The 16,319-nt window shown below is 65.2% G+C and carries 16 protein-coding genes; 3 read left to right on the forward strand and 13 right to left on the reverse strand.

The features are described from left to right. The first annotated feature begins 362 nt into the window (after positions 1 to 362). Complete coding sequence (locus BRAGE_RS0136375) at positions 363 to 875, forward strand: GcrA family cell cycle regulator (RefSeq protein ID WP_027564820.1); 513 nt, start codon at positions 363 to 365, stop codon at positions 873 to 875. Between the two features lie 104 nt (positions 876 to 979). On the opposite strand, the gene phoB is transcribed toward BRAGE_RS0136375, so the two are convergent. The 12 genes from phoB to BRAGE_RS0136435 all read right to left on the reverse strand — a co-directional run bounded on the left by phoB (position 980) and on the right by BRAGE_RS0136435 (position 12,876). Continuing rightward, the gene (phoB, locus tag BRAGE_RS0136380) at positions 980 to 1,687 is read right to left on the reverse strand and encodes a phosphate regulon transcriptional regulator PhoB (protein ID WP_008143479.1); all 708 of its coding nucleotides are present in this window, start codon (positions 1,685 to 1,687) and stop codon (positions 980 to 982) included. A gap of 22 nt (positions 1,688 to 1,709) precedes the next feature. Then, the gene (gene phoU / locus BRAGE_RS0136385; RefSeq protein ID WP_027564821.1) at positions 1,710 to 2,426 is read right to left on the reverse strand and encodes a phosphate signaling complex protein PhoU; all 717 of its coding nucleotides are present in this window, start codon (positions 2,424 to 2,426) and stop codon (positions 1,710 to 1,712) included. An 11-nt stretch (positions 2,427 to 2,437) separates the two neighbouring features. After that, positions 2,438 to 3,256: a phosphate ABC transporter ATP-binding protein PstB gene (gene pstB / locus BRAGE_RS0136390; protein ID WP_027564822.1), complete on the reverse strand. Its 819-nt coding sequence runs from the start codon at positions 3,254 to 3,256 to the stop codon at positions 2,438 to 2,440. Continuing rightward, positions 3,253 to 4,098, reverse strand: a complete 846-nt coding sequence (gene pstA, locus BRAGE_RS50850) for a phosphate ABC transporter permease PstA (RefSeq protein ID WP_035730482.1) — start codon at positions 4,096 to 4,098, stop codon at positions 3,253 to 3,255. Before pstA ends, pstB begins: the two co-directional genes overlap by 4 nt. A 1-nt stretch (position 4,099) precedes the next feature. Continuing rightward, positions 4,100 to 5,089 (reverse strand): phosphate ABC transporter permease subunit PstC, encoded by a 990-nt coding sequence (pstC, locus tag BRAGE_RS0136400; protein ID WP_027564823.1) that lies wholly within the window; start codon positions 5,087 to 5,089, stop codon positions 4,100 to 4,102. A gap of 166 nt (positions 5,090 to 5,255) precedes the next feature. Continuing rightward, entirely contained in the window at positions 5,256 to 6,269 is a 1,014-nt protein-coding gene (gene pstS, locus BRAGE_RS0136405; RefSeq protein WP_027564824.1) for a phosphate ABC transporter substrate-binding protein PstS, read from the reverse strand. A 144-nt stretch (positions 6,270 to 6,413) separates the two neighbouring features. Next, positions 6,414 to 7,712, reverse strand: a complete 1,299-nt coding sequence (locus BRAGE_RS0136410; RefSeq protein WP_027564825.1) for an ATP-binding protein — start codon at positions 7,710 to 7,712, stop codon at positions 6,414 to 6,416. Positions 7,713 to 7,745: 33 nt separating this feature from the next. Continuing rightward, on the reverse strand, positions 7,746 to 8,801 hold the full coding sequence (locus BRAGE_RS0136415) for a lysylphosphatidylglycerol synthase domain-containing protein (protein ID WP_027564826.1): 1,056 nt from the start codon (positions 8,799 to 8,801) through the stop codon (positions 7,746 to 7,748). A 616-nt stretch (positions 8,802 to 9,417) separates the two neighbouring features. Further along, on the reverse strand, positions 9,418 to 10,344 hold the full coding sequence (locus BRAGE_RS0136420) for a haloalkane dehalogenase (protein WP_027564827.1): 927 nt from the start codon (positions 10,342 to 10,344) through the stop codon (positions 9,418 to 9,420). Then, positions 10,341 to 10,931, reverse strand: a complete 591-nt coding sequence (locus BRAGE_RS0136425) for a TetR/AcrR family transcriptional regulator (protein WP_027564828.1) — start codon at positions 10,929 to 10,931, stop codon at positions 10,341 to 10,343. Before BRAGE_RS0136425 ends, BRAGE_RS0136420 begins: the two co-directional genes overlap by 4 nt. A gap of 251 nt (positions 10,932 to 11,182) precedes the next feature. Further along, the gene (locus BRAGE_RS0136430; RefSeq protein WP_027564829.1) at positions 11,183 to 11,479 is read right to left on the reverse strand and encodes a hypothetical protein; all 297 of its coding nucleotides are present in this window, start codon (positions 11,477 to 11,479) and stop codon (positions 11,183 to 11,185) included. Between the two features lie 2 nt (positions 11,480 to 11,481). Continuing rightward, entirely contained in the window at positions 11,482 to 12,876 is a 1,395-nt protein-coding gene (locus tag BRAGE_RS0136435; RefSeq protein WP_027564830.1) for an OmpA family protein, read from the reverse strand. 165 nt (positions 12,877 to 13,041) lie between these two features. Here BRAGE_RS0136435 and BRAGE_RS0136440 point away from each other — a divergent pair, with 165 nt between their 5' ends. Further along, positions 13,042 to 14,100, forward strand: a complete 1,059-nt coding sequence (locus BRAGE_RS0136440) for a polysaccharide deacetylase family protein (RefSeq protein WP_027564831.1) — start codon at positions 13,042 to 13,044, stop codon at positions 14,098 to 14,100. 261 nt (positions 14,101 to 14,361) lie between these two features. Then, a complete protein-coding gene (locus BRAGE_RS0136445; protein ID WP_027564832.1) occupies positions 14,362 to 15,171 on the forward strand; it encodes an SDR family NAD(P)-dependent oxidoreductase in 810 nt (269 codons plus the stop codon). Positions 15,172 to 15,248: 77 nt separating this feature from the next. On the opposite strand, the gene BRAGE_RS0136450 is transcribed toward BRAGE_RS0136445, so the two are convergent. Next, positions 15,249 to 16,190, reverse strand: coding sequence for an IS110 family transposase (locus tag BRAGE_RS0136450; RefSeq protein ID WP_028146478.1), 942 nt, complete (start codon positions 16,188 to 16,190; stop codon positions 15,249 to 15,251). Positions 16,191 to 16,319 lie beyond the last annotated feature (129 nt).

Genomic DNA, 16,319 nt, shown 5'->3' on the forward strand with positions numbered 1-16,319 from the left:
GGCACGTGCGACTATCTTATGCCTGGTGAGACGGGTGTCAATGCCGCCCGAAAGCCCCGGGAAACGCTGAATCCGTAGTCTTGCGGTGCCGATTTTGCGGGATTTTCACCACGGAACATGTGGAAGCGAGTCGGCGGACTCTTGCGCGCGAGTCACGCCATATTGTAGCGTTTGGACTGTCAGATACGACATCTCGTGCAGCAGTTCTGATCCCAAGAGTCCTCATGTACCGGCGTAAACGTTCGGGCGCATCCTGCGTGCCCGGCGAGCCTTAAGGGATTCTGGCGGCACGGGTTTTTCAAGGCTTAGGCATTCGCTGTGAGGCCCCAGGATGGCTGGCCGGCAGCGAGGGAAAGGGTGCAATGACGGTTTTGACCTGGTCCGATGATCGCGTCGAGCAGCTGAAGAAGCTCTGGGAGGCCGGACTTTCGGCCAGCCAGATCGCGGCCGAGCTCGGCAATGTGACCCGCAATGCCGTGATCGGCAAAGTGCACAGGCTCGGCCTGTCCGGCCGCGCCAAGAGCCCCTCATCGGCAGCGCCCCGGCCGCGCAAGGCCCGCCCCGCGCAGCACATGATGCGCGTGAGCCGTCCGATCTCGCGCGGCAACACCGCACTGGCGCAGGCCTTCGAGGTCGAGGTGGAGGCCGAGCCGGTCACCTACGATAACGTGGTGCCGATGAGCCAGCGGCTGTCGCTGCTGGAGCTGAACGAGGCGACCTGCCACTGGCCGGTCGGCGATCCCTCGAGCCCGGATTTCTTCTTCTGCGGCGGCAAGGCGCTTTCCGGCCTGCCCTATTGCGCGCAGCACTCGCGCGTCGCCTACCAGCCGGCGGCGGATCGTCGCCGTGCGCCGGCAAAGCCCGGCACGCGCTGAACGCTGCTTCAAACGACATCGTCCCGGCACGCGACCGGGACGACCCGTGACATAAAAAAGCGCGCCACTTGGCGCGCTTTTATTTTGCTCGCTTGCAATCGTTCTTACGTCTGCTCCGCCTTCGCAAAGCGGTCGTCGAGCGCGTAGCCGGCGCCGCGGACAGTGCGGATCGGGTCCTGCTCACGACCGAGATTGAGCAGCTTGCGCAGGCGGCCGATATGCACGTCGACGGTGCGTTCGTCGATGTAGATGTCACGGCCCCAGACGCTGTCGAGCAGCTGCTCGCGCGAGAACACGCGGCCCGGATGCTCGAGGAAGAACTCCAGCAGGCGATATTCGGTCGGGCCGAGATCGATCGGCCGGCCCGAGCGCGCGACGCGGCGCTTGTCGCGGTCGAGCTCGATGTCGCCATAGGCGAGCACGGTGGCGAGCCGCTCCGGGCTTGCGCGCCTGAGCAGGCCCTTCACGCGCGCCAGCAGCTCCGGCACCGAGAACGGCTTGACGATGTAATCGTCGGCGCCGGTCGCAAGCCCCCGCACCCGCTCGCTCTCCTCGCCGCGCGCGGTGAGCATGATGATCGGCAGCTGCTTGGTCTCCGGGCGGGTGCGCAGCCGCCGGCACAGCTCGATGCCGGAGAGGCCCGGCAGCATCCAGTCGAGCACGATCAGGTCGGGGATGTGTTCTTTGAGACGGGTGTCGGCGTCGTCGCCGCGCATCACCGTCTCGACGTCATAGCCGTCGCCTTCGAGGTTGTAGCGAAGCAGCTCGGTGAGAGCTTCCTCGTCTTCAACCACCATAATGCGTGCGCCCATGGTGTCGTCGCTCCTTGACTCTTCAGCTATTCGGGACCGTTGTGGCAAAGGTCGTCATGTCACCCTTCGGCCGCTTGTCGGTGATCGCCTGGCCCTCGATCATGTAGAACACGGTCTCGGCGATGTTGGTGGCATGGTCACCGATGCGCTCGATGTTCTTGGCGCAGAACATCAGGTGGATGCAGAACGAGATGTTGCGCGGATCCTCCATCATGTAGGTGAGGAGCTCGCGGAACAGCGAGGTGCAGATGGCGTCGACTTCCTCGTCGCCCTTCCACACCGCCATCGCCGCCGGCAGGTCGTGCGCGGCGTAGGCGTCCAGCACCGACTTAACCTGCTGCTGCACGAGGTCGGTCATGTGCTCGAGGCCGCGGAACAGCTTGAGCGGATGGAAGTCCGTCTCCAGCGCCGCGACGCGCTTGCCCATGTTCTTGGCGAGGTCGCCGATGCGCTCGAGATCGGTCGCGACGCGCATCGCGCCGACGATTTCGCGCAGGTCCACCGCCATCGGCTGGCGACGGGCGATGGTGAGAACGGCGCGCTCCTCGATCTTCTTCTGGAGCGCGTCGATCTCGGCGTCGGTCGCGACCACGCGCTGGCCGAGCGCGACGTCGCGGCGGATCAGCGCGTCGACGGAATCGACTATCATGCGCTCGGCGAGGCCGCCCATCTCGGCGACCAGGCGCGTGAGCTCCTGGAGGTCGGTGTCGAAGGCCTTTGCGGTATGTTCAGAACCCATATCCCGTCTCCTCAGCCGAACCGGCCGGTGATGTAATCCTGCGTCCGCCGATCGCTCGGCGACGTGAAGATCTTGCTGGTGTCGTCGAACTCGATCAGCTCGCCAAGATACATGAAGGCGGTCTTGTCAGAGACGCGGGCCGCCTGCTGCATGTTGTGGGTGACGATCGCGATCGTGTAGTTCTCGGACAGCTCCTGGATCAACTCCTCGACCTTGGCGGTCGAGATCGGGTCCAGTGCCGAGCAGGGCTCGTCGAACAGGATCACCTCGGGCCGCACCGCGACGGTGCGGGCGATGCAGAGGCGCTGCTGCTGGCCGCCCGAGAGCGACAGGCCGGACGCGTTGAGCTTGTCCTTGACCTCGTTCCAGAGGGCGCCACCGCGCAGCGCCTTCTCGACGCGGTCGTCCATCTCGGACTTCGAGATCTTCTCGTAGAGGCGGATGCCGAACGCGATGTTCTCGTAGATCGTCATCGGGAACGGCGTCGGCTTCTGGAACACCATGCCAACGCGGGCGCGCAGCAGGTTGAGGTCCAGCTTGGGGTCGAGGATGTTGGTCTGGTCGAGCATCAACTGACCGGTGACGCGCTGGCCCGGATAGAGGTCGTACATCCGGTTGAAGATGCGCAGCAGGGTCGACTTGCCGCAGCCCGACGGGCCGATGAACGCCGTGACGCGGTTGGTGCCGAGCGTCAGGTTGATGTTCTTCAGCGCGTGATGCTCGCCGTAATAGAAGTTGAGGTTGCGCACCGTCACCTTGGCCGGGGCTTCGGGTAGCGGCTGCGAGCCGTGCTGAACGGGCGTACTGACGGTAACTGACATATCGCTCATTTTGCGGTCCTCTCGGCGCTCAGGATGCGCGCGCCAATGTTCAAGGCAAGCACGGTCAACGTGATCAGCAGGGCGCCGCTCCAGGCGAGCTGCTTCCAGTAGGCGTAGGGGCTCTGCACGAAGTTGTTGATGGTCACCGGCAGGTTGGCCATCGTCTTGTTCAGGCTCAGGCTGAAGAACTGGTTCGACAGCGCGGTGAAGAGCAGCGGCGCGGTCTCGCCGGCGACGCGGGCGGTGGCCAGCATCACGCCGGTGATGAGGCCCGAGCGCGCGGCGCGATAGGCGATGCGCTTGATCACCAGCGAACGCGGCAGGCCGAGCGCGGAGGCCGCCTCGCGCAATGCGTTCGGCACCAGCAGCAGCATGTCCTCAGTCGTGCGCAGCACCACCGGAATGACGATCACGGCGAGCGCGAGGCAGCCGGCGATCGCCGAGAAGCCGCGCATCGGCACCACCACAGCGCCGTAGATGAACAGGCCGATGATGATCGAGGGTGCCGACAGCAGGATGTCGTTGATGAAGCGGATCACCGAGGTCAGCTTGTCGTTGCGGCCGTACTCGGCGAGATAGGTACCGGCGAACATGCCGAGCGGCGCGCCGATGCCGACGCCGAGCACGGTCATGATCACCGAGCCGACGATGGCGTTGAGTAGGCCGCCCTCGGTCGAGCCGGGCGGCGGGGTGTTTTCGGTGAAGACCTGGAGGTTGAGCCCGGTCAGGCCGTTGTAGAACAGCGTCAGCAGGATCAGCGCGAGCCAGGTGACGCCGAAGGCGGCGGCGGCGAGGCAGAGCGCGCGGATGACGATGTCCATGCGGCGGCGGCGTGCGTAAATCGGGTTCATGTTACTTCCCCGCTTTCTTTTCGAGACGCAGCAGCATCAGGCGCGCGGCTGCGAGCACGAAGAATGTCAGCACGAACAGCAGGAGGCCGAGCAGGATCAGGCCGGACTGGTGCAGGCCGTCGCTTTCGGCGAACTCGGACGCGATCGCCGCCGAGATCGTGGTGCCCGGGGCGAAGATCGACGAGGAGATGCGGAACGAGTTGCCGATGATGAAGGTCACCGCCATGGTCTCGCCGAGCGCGCGGCCGAGCGCCAGCATGACGCCGCCGATGACGCCGACGCGGGTGTAGGGGATCACGACGCTGCGGACGACTTCCCAGGTGGTGCAGCCGACGCCGTAGGCGGCTTCCTTGAGCACCGGCGGCACCGTCTTGAACACGTCGACCGAGATCGAGGTGATGAAGGGCAGCACCATGATGGCGAGGATCAGCGAGGCGTTGAACAGGCTGAGATAAGACGGGGGACCTGCGAAGATCGCGCCGAGCACGGGGATGCCGTCGAAGATCTTGATCATGAACGGCTGGAAGGTGTTGGCCAGGAACGGGCCCAGCACGAAGAAGCCCCACATGCCGTAGATGATCGAGGGGATGCCGGCGAGCAGCTCGATCGCCATGCCGATCGGGCGGCGCGCCCATTGCGGGCAGAGCTCGGTGAGGAAGATGGCGATGCCAAGTCCGACCGGAATGGCGATCGCCATCGCGATGAACGAGGTGACGAGCGTGCCGTAGATCGGGCCGAGCGCGCCGAGCACGGGGGGATCTGCCGACGGCGCCCAGCGCTGCGTCCACAAGAAGGAGATGCCGTATTCCTTCATCGCCGGGAAGGCACCGACGATCAGCGAAACAATGATGCCGCCGAGGATCAGCAGCACGGAGATCGCGCTGAGGCGCGTGATCCAGTAGAAGGTGAGGTCACCGAGCTTGAACGCGCTCAATGCCTTGGCGCGATCATACGGTCCGGCGGCATCTACTACATTGCTCTCGACAGCCATCTCTGCCACGCCGATCCCCTGTACTGACTATACGTTTTTTTAAGTTGCTGTCGCGTGCCCCGGATGGTTCGCCATTGCGGCACCGGCCCGGAGAACGATCGTTCGCGAGAGCTCCGGACCAGCGGCGCGGCTTTCGCAGCCGCGCCGCCTTCCGGAACAGGAGAGCTTAGCTCTTGATGTCGGCCGACCAGGTCTTCTCGATCAGCTTCACGACGCTCTCGGGCATCGGGATGTAGTCGAGCTCCTCGGCCGCCTTGGCGCCGTTCTTGAACGCCCAGGCGAAGAACTTGATGGCTTCCTTCGACGCCGCCTTATCAGCCGGCTCCTTGTGCATCAGGATGAAGGTCGCCGCGGTGATCGGCCAGGACTTGTCGCCGGGCTGGTCGGTCAGGATGACGTAGTAGCCGGGAGCCTTGGCCCAGTCGGCGTTCGAAGCGGCCGCCTGGAAGGCTTCGACAGTTGGCTGAACCGGCTTGCCGGACTTGTTGACGAGACCGGTGTAGGTCAGCTTGTTCTGCTTGGCATAGGCGTACTCGACATAGCCGATCGAGTTCTTGGTCTGGCTGATGTTGCCCGACACGCCTTCGTTGCCCTTGGCGCCGACGCCGACCGGCCATTCGACCGCGGTGCCCTCACCGACCTTGCTCTTCCAGTCCGCGCTGGCCTTGGAGAGGTAGTTGGTGAAGTTGAAGGTGGTGCCCGAGCCGTCCGAGCGGCGGACCACGGTGATCGCGTCCGACGGCAGCTTCACGTTCGGATTGAGCTTCTTGATCGCGGCGTCGTCCCACTTGGTGATCTTGCCGAGATAGATGTTGGCGAGGGTCTCGCCGTCGAACACGAGCTCGCCGGCCTTGACGCCCTCGAGGTTGACGACGGGGACGATCGCGCCCATCACCATCGGCCACTGAACGAGGCCGTCCTTCTCGAGCTGCTCGGCCTTGAGCGGCGCGTCGCTGGCGCCGAAGGTCACGGTCTTGGCCTGAATCTGCTTGATACCGCCGCCGGAACCGATCGACTGATAGTTCAGACCGTTGCCGGTCTCCTTCTTGTAGGCGTCAGCCCACTTCGAATAGATCGGGAACGGGAAAGTCGCGCCGGCACCCGTGATATCGGCAGCGAACGCCGCCGTCGTCGTTGCGGCGACCAAGCCAGCAGCGACGATAGTTTTGATGAAATTCATGCTGGTCTCCATACAGGGGAGCGAAGCGCCATCCGCGCCCGATCGCGCTCCCCGCGCCGCCCCTTTAGGAGCAGTCGGCTGTGCTTTTACGAAGGTTTCGTGACAGTCGGATGACACAGTCAAACGATTGAAATCGTTTGGCTTTCAGCTCTGTGTCAGGGTCTTCACCTGGGGAAAACAGGCGGTGAAGGTGGCGCCCTGCCGGGGCACGCTTTCGATCAAAAGCCGGCCGCGGTGACGGTTAAGAATATGTTTCACCAGCGATAATCCGAGCCCGGTCCCGCCCTGCGAGCGGCTGTCGCCGACATCGACCCGGTAGAACCGCTCGGTCAGGCGCGGCAGGTGCTCGGGCGCGATGCCAGGGCCGAAATCGCGTACCAGGACCCGGATTTCCTGAGTTCCATCAGTGGCTGCCGGAACCGTCAGCGACACGATGACACGTCCGCCCGAGGCGCCGTATTTGAGCGCGTTCTCGATCAAGTTCTCGAACAGGCGCAGCAGCTCCTCCCGGTCGCCGGCGATCATCACCGGGGTCTCCGGCAGATGGGTCTCGACCTCGACCTGGCGCTCCCGCGCCAGCGGTTCCAGCCCGTCGGCGACCTGGAAGATGATCGGCAGCAGGTCGACCAGGGTGTCGGGCCGCACATGGGCCGACAATTCGACCCGCGACAGCGACAGCAGGTCGTCGATCAGGCGCGCCATGCGGGTGGCCTGGTTGTGCATGATCCCGAGGAAACGCTCGCGCGCCTTGGGATCGTCCTTGGCCTGGCCCTGGAGCGTATCGATGAAGCCGGACAGCGCGGCCAGCGGCGTGCGCAGCTCGTGGCTGGCATTGGCGACGAAGTCGGCGCGCATCTCCTCGACCCGGCGCAGCGGCGTCTGGTCGTGGAAAGTCATCAGCATGCATTTGTCGGCGCCGCCGAAGCTGGTTGGAACCGGCACCGGGGTGATGATCAGCTCCATCCAGCGGTCGACCGGGACGTGGTCGAGATAGGTCGCGCGCCGCGGCTCGGTGGTCGCGATCGACTCGCGTAGCGCTGTGATGATCTCCGGCGAGCGCAGCGCGAACTGGGCGAGCTCGTTCTTGCGCAGCGCCGGCGCGAGCTGGGCGGCTGCGGCATTGAGATGGATGACGCGGCCGGCGCGGTCGAGCAGCACCGCCGGATCGGGCATGCCGGCGACCACTGCGGCGACCGCCGCGCTTTCGACCGGGTTGACGCGGCGGGTGTCGTCGCGCGAGGCGGCATTGTCGTGCAACCGCCAGGGGATCAGCGCCGCGGCGGCGATGCAGAGGAATACGGTCGCAGCGCGCATCACCGACAATTCGCCGAGCGAGACTACCACCGACAGCGTCAGCGCTGCGGCGATCAGGATGACGGTGGAATGGCGCAGCCGGTCGGACCAGGGCTGCGCGGAGGGAGACGATGGGGCGTCGATCGCCATCGGTGCGGGCTTCTCCTAGGGGCTCGGCGCAGGTCAGGCGCCGCTGTCGCTGCGCTCTCTCACATAGGCGGCTTCACGCGCCGGGCCGGGGTCGAGCTTGAGCGCCGCCTGCTGCAAACGCTTCGATCGTGCGCCGATTATAACTTCGCGAAACGTCAGCAAGATTACAGATATGACGAAGGGGGACAGATAATAGAGGACGCGGAACAGGAGCATGCCGCCGAGGAGTTCCTCGCGGTCCATCTGCCAGAGGCCGACCAGCATGGCGGCGTCGAACACGCCGAGGCCGCCGGGCGAGTGGCTGGCAAAGCCGAGCAGGGTCGCCGAGACGAAGATCACCGCGACCACGACGAAGCCGAGATTGGGCTCGTCCGGGACCAGCACGTACATCGCGAGCGCACAGAAGCCGAGATCGACGATGCCGATCGCGATCTGGAGCAGCGTCAGCGGGCCGCCCGGCAGCACCACGGTCCAGGGTCCGCGGCCGACCACGCGCGGCTGGGTCCAGACCCAGACCACATAGGCGACGAGGGCCACGATGATCATCATCGCCAGCGTGCGGTTCAGCCAGGCCGGAAGCTGGTCGATCGAAGCGGCGGCCTCCGGATGATAGGAGATGCCGAGGCCGAGCACGGCGGCATTACCGAGCCAGAAGGTCAGGCCGGCGAGGAAGCAGATTTTTGCGACGTCGATCGCGTTCAGGCCATAGGCCGAATAGATGCGATAGCGCACCGCGCCGCCCGTGAAGACGCTGGCGCCGACATTGTGCCCGATCGAATAGCTGGTGAAGGCGGCCAGCGCGTTGACGCGATAGGGCACGTGGGAATGACCGATCGCGCGCACGGCGAACAGGTCGTAGAAGGTCAGGGTGAAATAGCCGGCGGCGACGAACAGCGCCGCCATCGCGATCTGGCGCGGCTCGGTGCTCTTGATCGCCTCGAGGACTTCGTTGAAGTCGATGCCGCGCAGCATGTGGTAGAGCACATAGCAAGCGATGCCGATGACCGCGACGCTGATCACAACTCCAAGTTTGTGCAGGATTTGCTTCTGGCGCAGAAACGACATCGCCCTGCGTATGGCTTCCAGCATCTAGACCTCGAACAACGCTTCAACGGCCGGGGTGGCCGGCGAACAGGCGGACGACGCACTGGCACTCAACGAACCCTCGCCGCCGGCTCCGGCATCGCGCATGCCCCCCGCCCCTCCACTAGCGCGTTTTGGGGCCGAGTGGAATTCAGCAATTCGAACAAAAACTCGTGCCTTCAATGTTTTAGGCACGTTGCGGACTCCGGATGCACGGTTTGGCGCTTTCGGCGGCAAGGCTCGAGGCGAATCTCCATAGCAATCCTGCGCAAGCGCCATGAAGTTTTGATGATTTCGGCCGCACAATGTTCCGTCACGCCTTAAGCCGAAATCAATCTATGGGGCGCGCCTGCCGGTTGAAAGAGGGCGAAAGGCGTACACAGATTTTCCGGCGCGCCGACAGGCTGCGGAGATTGCGGGCGTGCACCGCAGCGCAACACTCTGATCCCAGGCACGCCACGACGGAGGTATGCTCCCTCCCCCGCTTGCGGGGGAGGGTTGGGGAGAGGGTATCTCCGTAATCGAGGGCCCCCAGAGGAGAAAACCCTCACCTGACGCTTCGCCACGCCAAGGCATTGCCTTGGGGCCTCTTGGAGCGGCCACCAAAGGCGGCCTGCGCCTCTCAAGCCGCGAGCTGCGGACGCATCGCCTCGATGCCGGCGATCCAGCCGGCGACGGAGCGACCGATCGCCTCGGGGTGATCTTCCTGGAGAAAGTGCAATCCCGCGCCCAGCCGGACCAGCGCGCAGTGCTTCAGCGAGGCCGCGAACCGCTCGGCGAATTCCGGCGCAACCAGCGCGCCGGGAGTGCCCGAAAACAGCAACTTTGGATAGGATGATGCGGCCAGCGCCGCATGCGCGGATTGCAGCGTCGCGTAGACATCGGCAGGCTCGCCTGCGATCGGCAGCTCGCGCGGGAAGGCGAGAACGGGCCGGCGGCTTTCCGGCGTCGGGAACGGCGCGCGATAGGGCGCCATTTCGTCCTCGCCCAGCTTGCGGACGATGCCGCCGGGCAGCACGCGCTCGACGAAGGCGTTCGCCTCGAGGATCATGGCCTCGCCCTCGCCCGGCGTCCTGAACTTGCGAAACACGGCCCGCGCCGCCTCGGCGTGATCCTGCTCCTCCGGGACATCGGTGTGGTGGAAATCCTGCCAGGTCGGCATCGGCCGGATGAACTCCATGAAGGCAAGTCCGCGCACGAGCTCAGGCCTGCGCGCGGCGAGATGGAACGCGAGCGCGGTGCCCCAGTCCTGCGCGACGAGATAGGCCGAGGAGATGCCGAGTTCGTCGATCAACGCGTCGAGATAGCGGACGTGATCGAAGAAGCGGTAGGCGATGTCGGGCTTGCCGGACTGGCCGAAGCCGATGAGGTCTGGCGCGATGCAATGCGCGACCGGCGACACCAGCGGCAAAATGTTGCGCCAGATGTGCGACGAGGTCGGATTGCCGTGCAGGAACAGCGCGACCGGCGCGCCTTCCGCGCCCGCCTCGCGATAGGCCACGTTGCTTCCCAGGACGGACGCTGTGCGGATCTCGATCTGCTTGGTCATGTCAGCTCCTTGAACACGGTTTGGAATGCGATGGTCTTGAATCGCTCGAGCGCTTTGGGATTGCGGTCGACCTTCATGCGCAGGATGGCGCCCTGCCAGGATGCGAGCAGGAAATCGGCGAGCTCCTCGGGCGCGAAATCGGAGGCGATCTCACCGCTGGTCTGGGCATCCCGGATGCAGGCGGCGAACGGCACGCGCCATTCGGCAAAAATCTCGGCAAGGCGCGCGCGCAGCAGCTCGCTGCTGCCGGTGGCCTCCAGGCTGAGGTCGCCGATCAGGCAGCCGCGGCCGTAGCCGTCGGCCTCGAGCCGGCCGCTGATGATGTCGAGATAGCGCTTCAGCCGCGCCCGCGGCGTCAGCGAGGTGTCCTCGAGCGCCTCGGCGACCAATCCCCTGGTGACGCCGAAATAGCGGTCGAGCACCTCGGAGGCGAACGCCTCCTTGGAGCGGAAATGGTTGGTGAACGACCCCTGCGGCGCGCCCGCCGCAGCGGTGACGTCGCGCACGCTGGTGCCATGATAGCCGGTCCGGAACATGACCTTCAGGCCGGCATCGAGGATGGCGTCTTTGAGCGAGGGTTTTGGCATAAGTTGAATAATACGTACGTACGTATTGATGTCAAGCGTGCTCTAAGCGCATCGTAACTTCACATCCCGATCTGACCGTTATTGTTGGATCTGGGAATTAGCCCTCGTCTGTCGCCCGATGAAGGTACGTTCCCTCCCCCCTTGCGGGGGAGGGTTAGGGAGAGGGGACCCCTCTCCCCGACCCTCCCCCGCAAGGGGGGAGGGAGCGAGAGAGCGGTGGCTACCTCACTCAAATGACTCGAACCAGGGCCTCAAGCCACAGGCTGGCTCCGCGACACCACGCGGTCGCGCAGCAAGGCACCGATGGTGCAGCCGACGAGATAGCAGGCGAACATGATCAGGCCGAGGTCGAGCCAGTAGCCGAAGCGGCCGGGGACGACATGCGCGAACGAGACCGCGACGAGGCCTGCGACGAGCACGGCGAGCCAGCGCGCGGTCACTTTCGAAGTGCCGTTGCCACGCTGGACCACCGAGATCCAGCCCATGCAAAAGCCGAGCAGCAGCGAACCGATCAGCCAGCCCATGTGGAATGAGACGAGATAGGGCATCGTCACCTCACCAGAAATTCGATGCGGCGGTTCTGCGCCTTGCCGTCGTCGGTGTCGTTGCCGGCAAGGGGCTGCGTGGCGCCGTAGCCGACCGCGGTGAAGCGGGTGGCGGGCAGGCCGGCCTTGACCAGATAGTCGATCACCGCCTGCGCGCGCTTCTCCGAGAGGGCCTGGTTGAAGGAATCCTCGCCGTCGGCATCGGTGTGGCCAGCGACCTCGATATTTGTGGTGGGGCAGCGTAGCGCGGTCTCGATGAGGTGATCGAGAATGCCGGCGGAATCCGGATCGATGTCGGCGCGCTTGGTCGCGAAGCGGATCTTGCCCTTGTTCAGGAGCTCGGTGAACAATTGCTGGCAGACGGTGCCGTCGACCGGGCCGGCGGCAGGCTTCACGGTGATCTCGGGCTTGTATTGCCAGTTCTTCGGAAAGTCCTTGCCGAGCCCTGCACGGATGTCGTTGGCGGCGCCCTCATAGAGCGCATCGCCCGACAGCTTCACCTCGCGATCGGAGACGACGAGCGTGCCGGTCGACAGCCGCGACAGCGCGCCGAGCGCCGCGACCACGGCGGTGTTGAACGAGCCGGGCGCGCCGATGCTGGCCTTGAGATTGTCGACGACCTTCTCGCCGAAGAATTTGCGCGACGCGCTGGTCGCGATCGCCGCATGCACGTTGTTGTCGGGCACGTAGCCGGTCAGTGTCACGGTCGCGGCGACCGGGTCCTTGTAGGCCTGGAAGATGTAGGGCGGCGCCTTGATGTCGTTGGCGGCGACCGAGAAGCCCTCGGGCAGGTTCTTGAGCGCGGCGGCGATCGCCTCGCGGCCGCCGAGCTCACGCGCCATGCCCGACAGGTTGACCTTGGTATCAGTGATCGTGATCTTGCCGTCCTTGAGCTTGCCGATCTGGTCGAGCAGCAGCATCGCGGCTGCCTCGAACCGCGGCGGCGCCCCGCGCGCCAGGCCCATCTGATCGGCGACCTCGACCCCATTGACCTCCTTGCGGGCGGCCTCGGTCAGCCGCTGCTTCATCGAGGGCAACGGCGCGGAGCCCGACAGCGTCACCCGCACCACGTCGCGTTCGGCATTCCAGACGAAAGGTTTTGCTTCAGGAACAAGGCGGGTGAGGTCGTCGACCAGACGCACGCCGGGAACCATCTCGACCGCCATCACGGCGTCGCGGCGCCCTTCCTCGGAAAAGGCCTCCGCGGCCAGGCTGACGTCGCGGCCGTCCACCGTGATCCGGGTCTTGTCCAGGACGGTGTCCTTGAGCGCTGCCGTGCTGCGGGCGGAGAGGTCCGCCTCGACCGGCAAGGTATTATTCCAGGCCGCAAATCCCCACATGACGGCCAGGGGAATGAGCCCCGGCCACCATTTGCTGGCCCACAAGAAAAGCTTCTGCATTCGACGACCCGAACTCTGGAACCGGAGACAAAACAAACCCTTGGCGGGCTGTCAAACCGGAAATGGCGTCCTTCCGAAGGCCCTGCCTGGACAATTGGAATAACTTTTTCTTCAAGGGTCCCACCCTAAGTTGAGGGCGGAATGCCTGGGGTCGGCCAGCCTGCAATGAAACAACTCCGCAATAACGTCATCCGCGCCGGGCTGGGAGCACTCTATTTCAGCGGGGCGCACCACCTGTTGCGCCCGCTTCTGTCGGGCGTCGGCGCCATATTCATGCTGCACCACGTGCGTCCGGCCCGCGAGGGCGCGTTCCAGCCGAACCGGCATCTCGAAGTCACCCCCGAATTCCTGCGTGCCACGCTATGCCATCTGCGCTCGCGCGACATCGACATCGTCAGCATGGACGAGCTGCACGAGCGGCTGGTCCAGGGCCGGTTCGACCGCCGCTTCGCCGCCTTCACGCTCGACGACGGCTATCGCGACAATGTTGACTATGCGCTGCCGGTGCTGCGGGAATTTGACGCGCCATTGGCGGTCTATGTCGCCAGCGATTTCGCGGAAGGATCCGGACGGCTGTGGTGGGCGGCGCTGGAGGCCGTCATCGCCAAGGCCGAGCAGATCGACGTTCAGATCGGCAATTCCGCTCTGCGCCTCGATGCGAGCACGCCGGCCGCAAAGCAGGCCGCGTTCGACCGCCTGCACGACTGGCTGCGCGCGCTGCCGGGCGAGCACGACCTCAAGCGCGAGATCGAGGCGCTCTGCACCACATACGGCGTCGACATGGAAGCGCTGTGCCGCAGCCTGTGCCTCACCTGGGACGAGGTGAAGGCGTTTGCGGCCGATCCGCTGGTTACGATCGGCGCCCACACCATCAGCCATTGCAATCTCGCCAAGCAGGCCGAGGACATCGCCGCGCAGGAGATGGCGGTGAGCCGCGCACGGATCGAGCAGGCCTTAGGGCGCCCCGTGCTGCATTTCGCCTATCCCTACGGCGATCGTGAAGCCGCGGGCGACCGCGAATTTGCCCTTGCCGCATCCGCCGGCTTCAAGACCGCGGTGACGACGCGGCCCGGCATGCTGTTCGCCGAGAACGCCGGCCACATGACCGCGCTGCCGCGCGTCTCACTTAACGGCAATTACCAGGACACGCGCATCCTGCCGGTGCTGACCTCCGGCGCTGCGACTGCGATGTGGAACGGCTTTCGCCGGATCGCCGCGGCGTAGCTGCTCCAATATCCGCTGTCGTCCCTGCCTAGTGCGCAATTGCGCACGTGGCGCAGGGACCCATACCGCGGAATCCACCGAGTGGGGTTGGTCGAAAGCCGAACGACTAGTCTTCGCCAAACTACTTTCTGGGGTTATGGGTCCCTGCGTTCGCAGGGACGACACTGAGTTTGTTGAGCCGCCGCGGCACCACACTCGGCGCCTTCCTTGACTCCCCTCGCCTCCCCGCCCAAAACGGCCGCCAACCCCAGGGAGGCAACCATGTTCAACGACCTGTTCTCGCTCAAAGGCCGCATCGCGCTCGTCACCGGCGGCTCGCGCGGCATCGGCAAGATGATTGCGGCTGGATACTTGAGCGCCGGCGCGGCGAAGGTCTACATCACCGCGCGCAAGGCCGGACCATGCGAGGAGACCGCAAAGGAGCTCTCCGCGCGCTATGACGGCGAATGCATCGCGCTGCCGATCGACATCTCGACGCTGGCCGGCGCCGAGCTGCTCGCCGGCGAATTCAAGAAGCGCGAGGCCAAGCTCGACATCCTCGTCAACAATGCCGGTGCGGCCTGGGGCGCGGAGTTCGACGAATTTCCGGAGAGCGGCTGGGACAAGGTGATGAACCTCAACGTCAAGGCGCCGTTCTTCCTGACCAAGGCGCTCGCCGCGCCGCTGCGCGCAGCAGCTTCCGCCGAGCGGCCGGCGAAGGTGATCAACATCGCCTCGATCGACGGCATCTTCGTCAATCCGATGGAGACCTATTCCTACGCCGCGAGCAAGGCCGGGCTGATCCATCTGACCCGGCGCATGGCGGTGAAGCTGATCTCCGACCACGTCGTGGTCACGGCGATCGCGCCGGGCCCGTTCCAGTCCGACATGAACCGCGCCGCCCGCGACCATGGCGACGAGGTCGCCACCCGCGTGCCTGCCGGGCGCATCGGCACCGACGAGGATATGGCGGGCGCCGCGATCTATCTCGCCTCGCGCGCAGGCGATTACGTGGTGGGCGCGACCATCGCGGTCGATGGCGGCATCGTCTATGCCAACCCCGGGATCAAGGGGAGCGGGTGGGACAGCTGAGGGGCTCGAGGCTCTCACGTCACACTCAGTGTCGTCCCGGACAAGCGCGCCTTAGGCGCGCGCCGATCCGGCAACTGTTATGTTGGGTTGGCTTTCAGGTACGGCTTTCTGTCACGCATCATGGCATTGAGGACCGTTAGCAGCTTCCTGGCGACGGCAATGAGGGCGAGCTTGGCTGGTTTGCCGGCCCGTCGCAGCCGTGCGTAGAAGGCCTTGAACGGATCGGCCCTGCGAACCGCGTTGAGCGCAGCCATGTAGAGGGCGTCACGGACGCGCTTTCGGCCGCCGGCAATCTTGCGTTTGCCGCGGAAGGCTCCGCTGTCGACGTTGAAGGGAGCCAGGCCGGCGAGCGCCGCGATCTGCTTGGCTCCCACATGTCCGAGTTCCGGCATCTTCGCGATGAGTTGCATGCAAGCCACGGGACCCACGCTAGGCAGTGAGCGCATCAATCGCGCATCGTCCGCAATCTCTCGCTCGGCTTTGATTAGTCCCCTGATGTCGGCCTCGATCTCGGCGATCTCGCCGTCGAGGACTTCAATGAGGCGACCGATGCGCTCGGCCATGGCACGGTCGTCGGTCTCGCTGCGCCGGTTCTTCTCCTGCGCGCGCATGCGAACCAGCTGATCTCGCCGTTTTGCAAGTCCCGCCAAGGCGTTGCGGGCGGGATTGGCAGTCGGCTCCGTTGCTGGCTGCATGGCCCGCGCAAAGGCTGCCAGCATTCGCGCGTCGATCGGGTCGGTCTTGGCGAGCTGCCCGCTGGCGCGCGCGAAGTCACGAGCCCGGGCCGGGTTGATCCGGGCGAAACGGATGCCGGCCTCGCTCAGCGCTTCGCGAAGCTCGAGGTCATAAACACCCGTGGCCTCGAAGACGACCAGCACATCGCATCGCCAACGCGCCGCGATCTGGGTGATGGCCTGCGTCGCGTTGGCGATGCGCTCCGGCACGCCCAGGCCTTCATCGAAGATATCGAGATATTGTTTGGAGACGTCGATTCCGACGCAACGAAGGGGTATGATCACGGTGCCTGTCCCTGTGATGCGAGGTCTGTTGGCGCAGCCTCGTGCAACTGTTCAGGTTGGTAATGGAACGGGCGGGAGACCGAGCCGGCTCACGGCGTCAAGCGCCAAGGACCCAACGGCTTCCCGCCC

This window comes from Bradyrhizobium genosp. SA-4 str. CB756 (assembly GCF_000473125.1).
Classification (GTDB): Bacteria; Pseudomonadota; Alphaproteobacteria; order Rhizobiales; family Xanthobacteraceae; genus Bradyrhizobium; species Bradyrhizobium arachidis.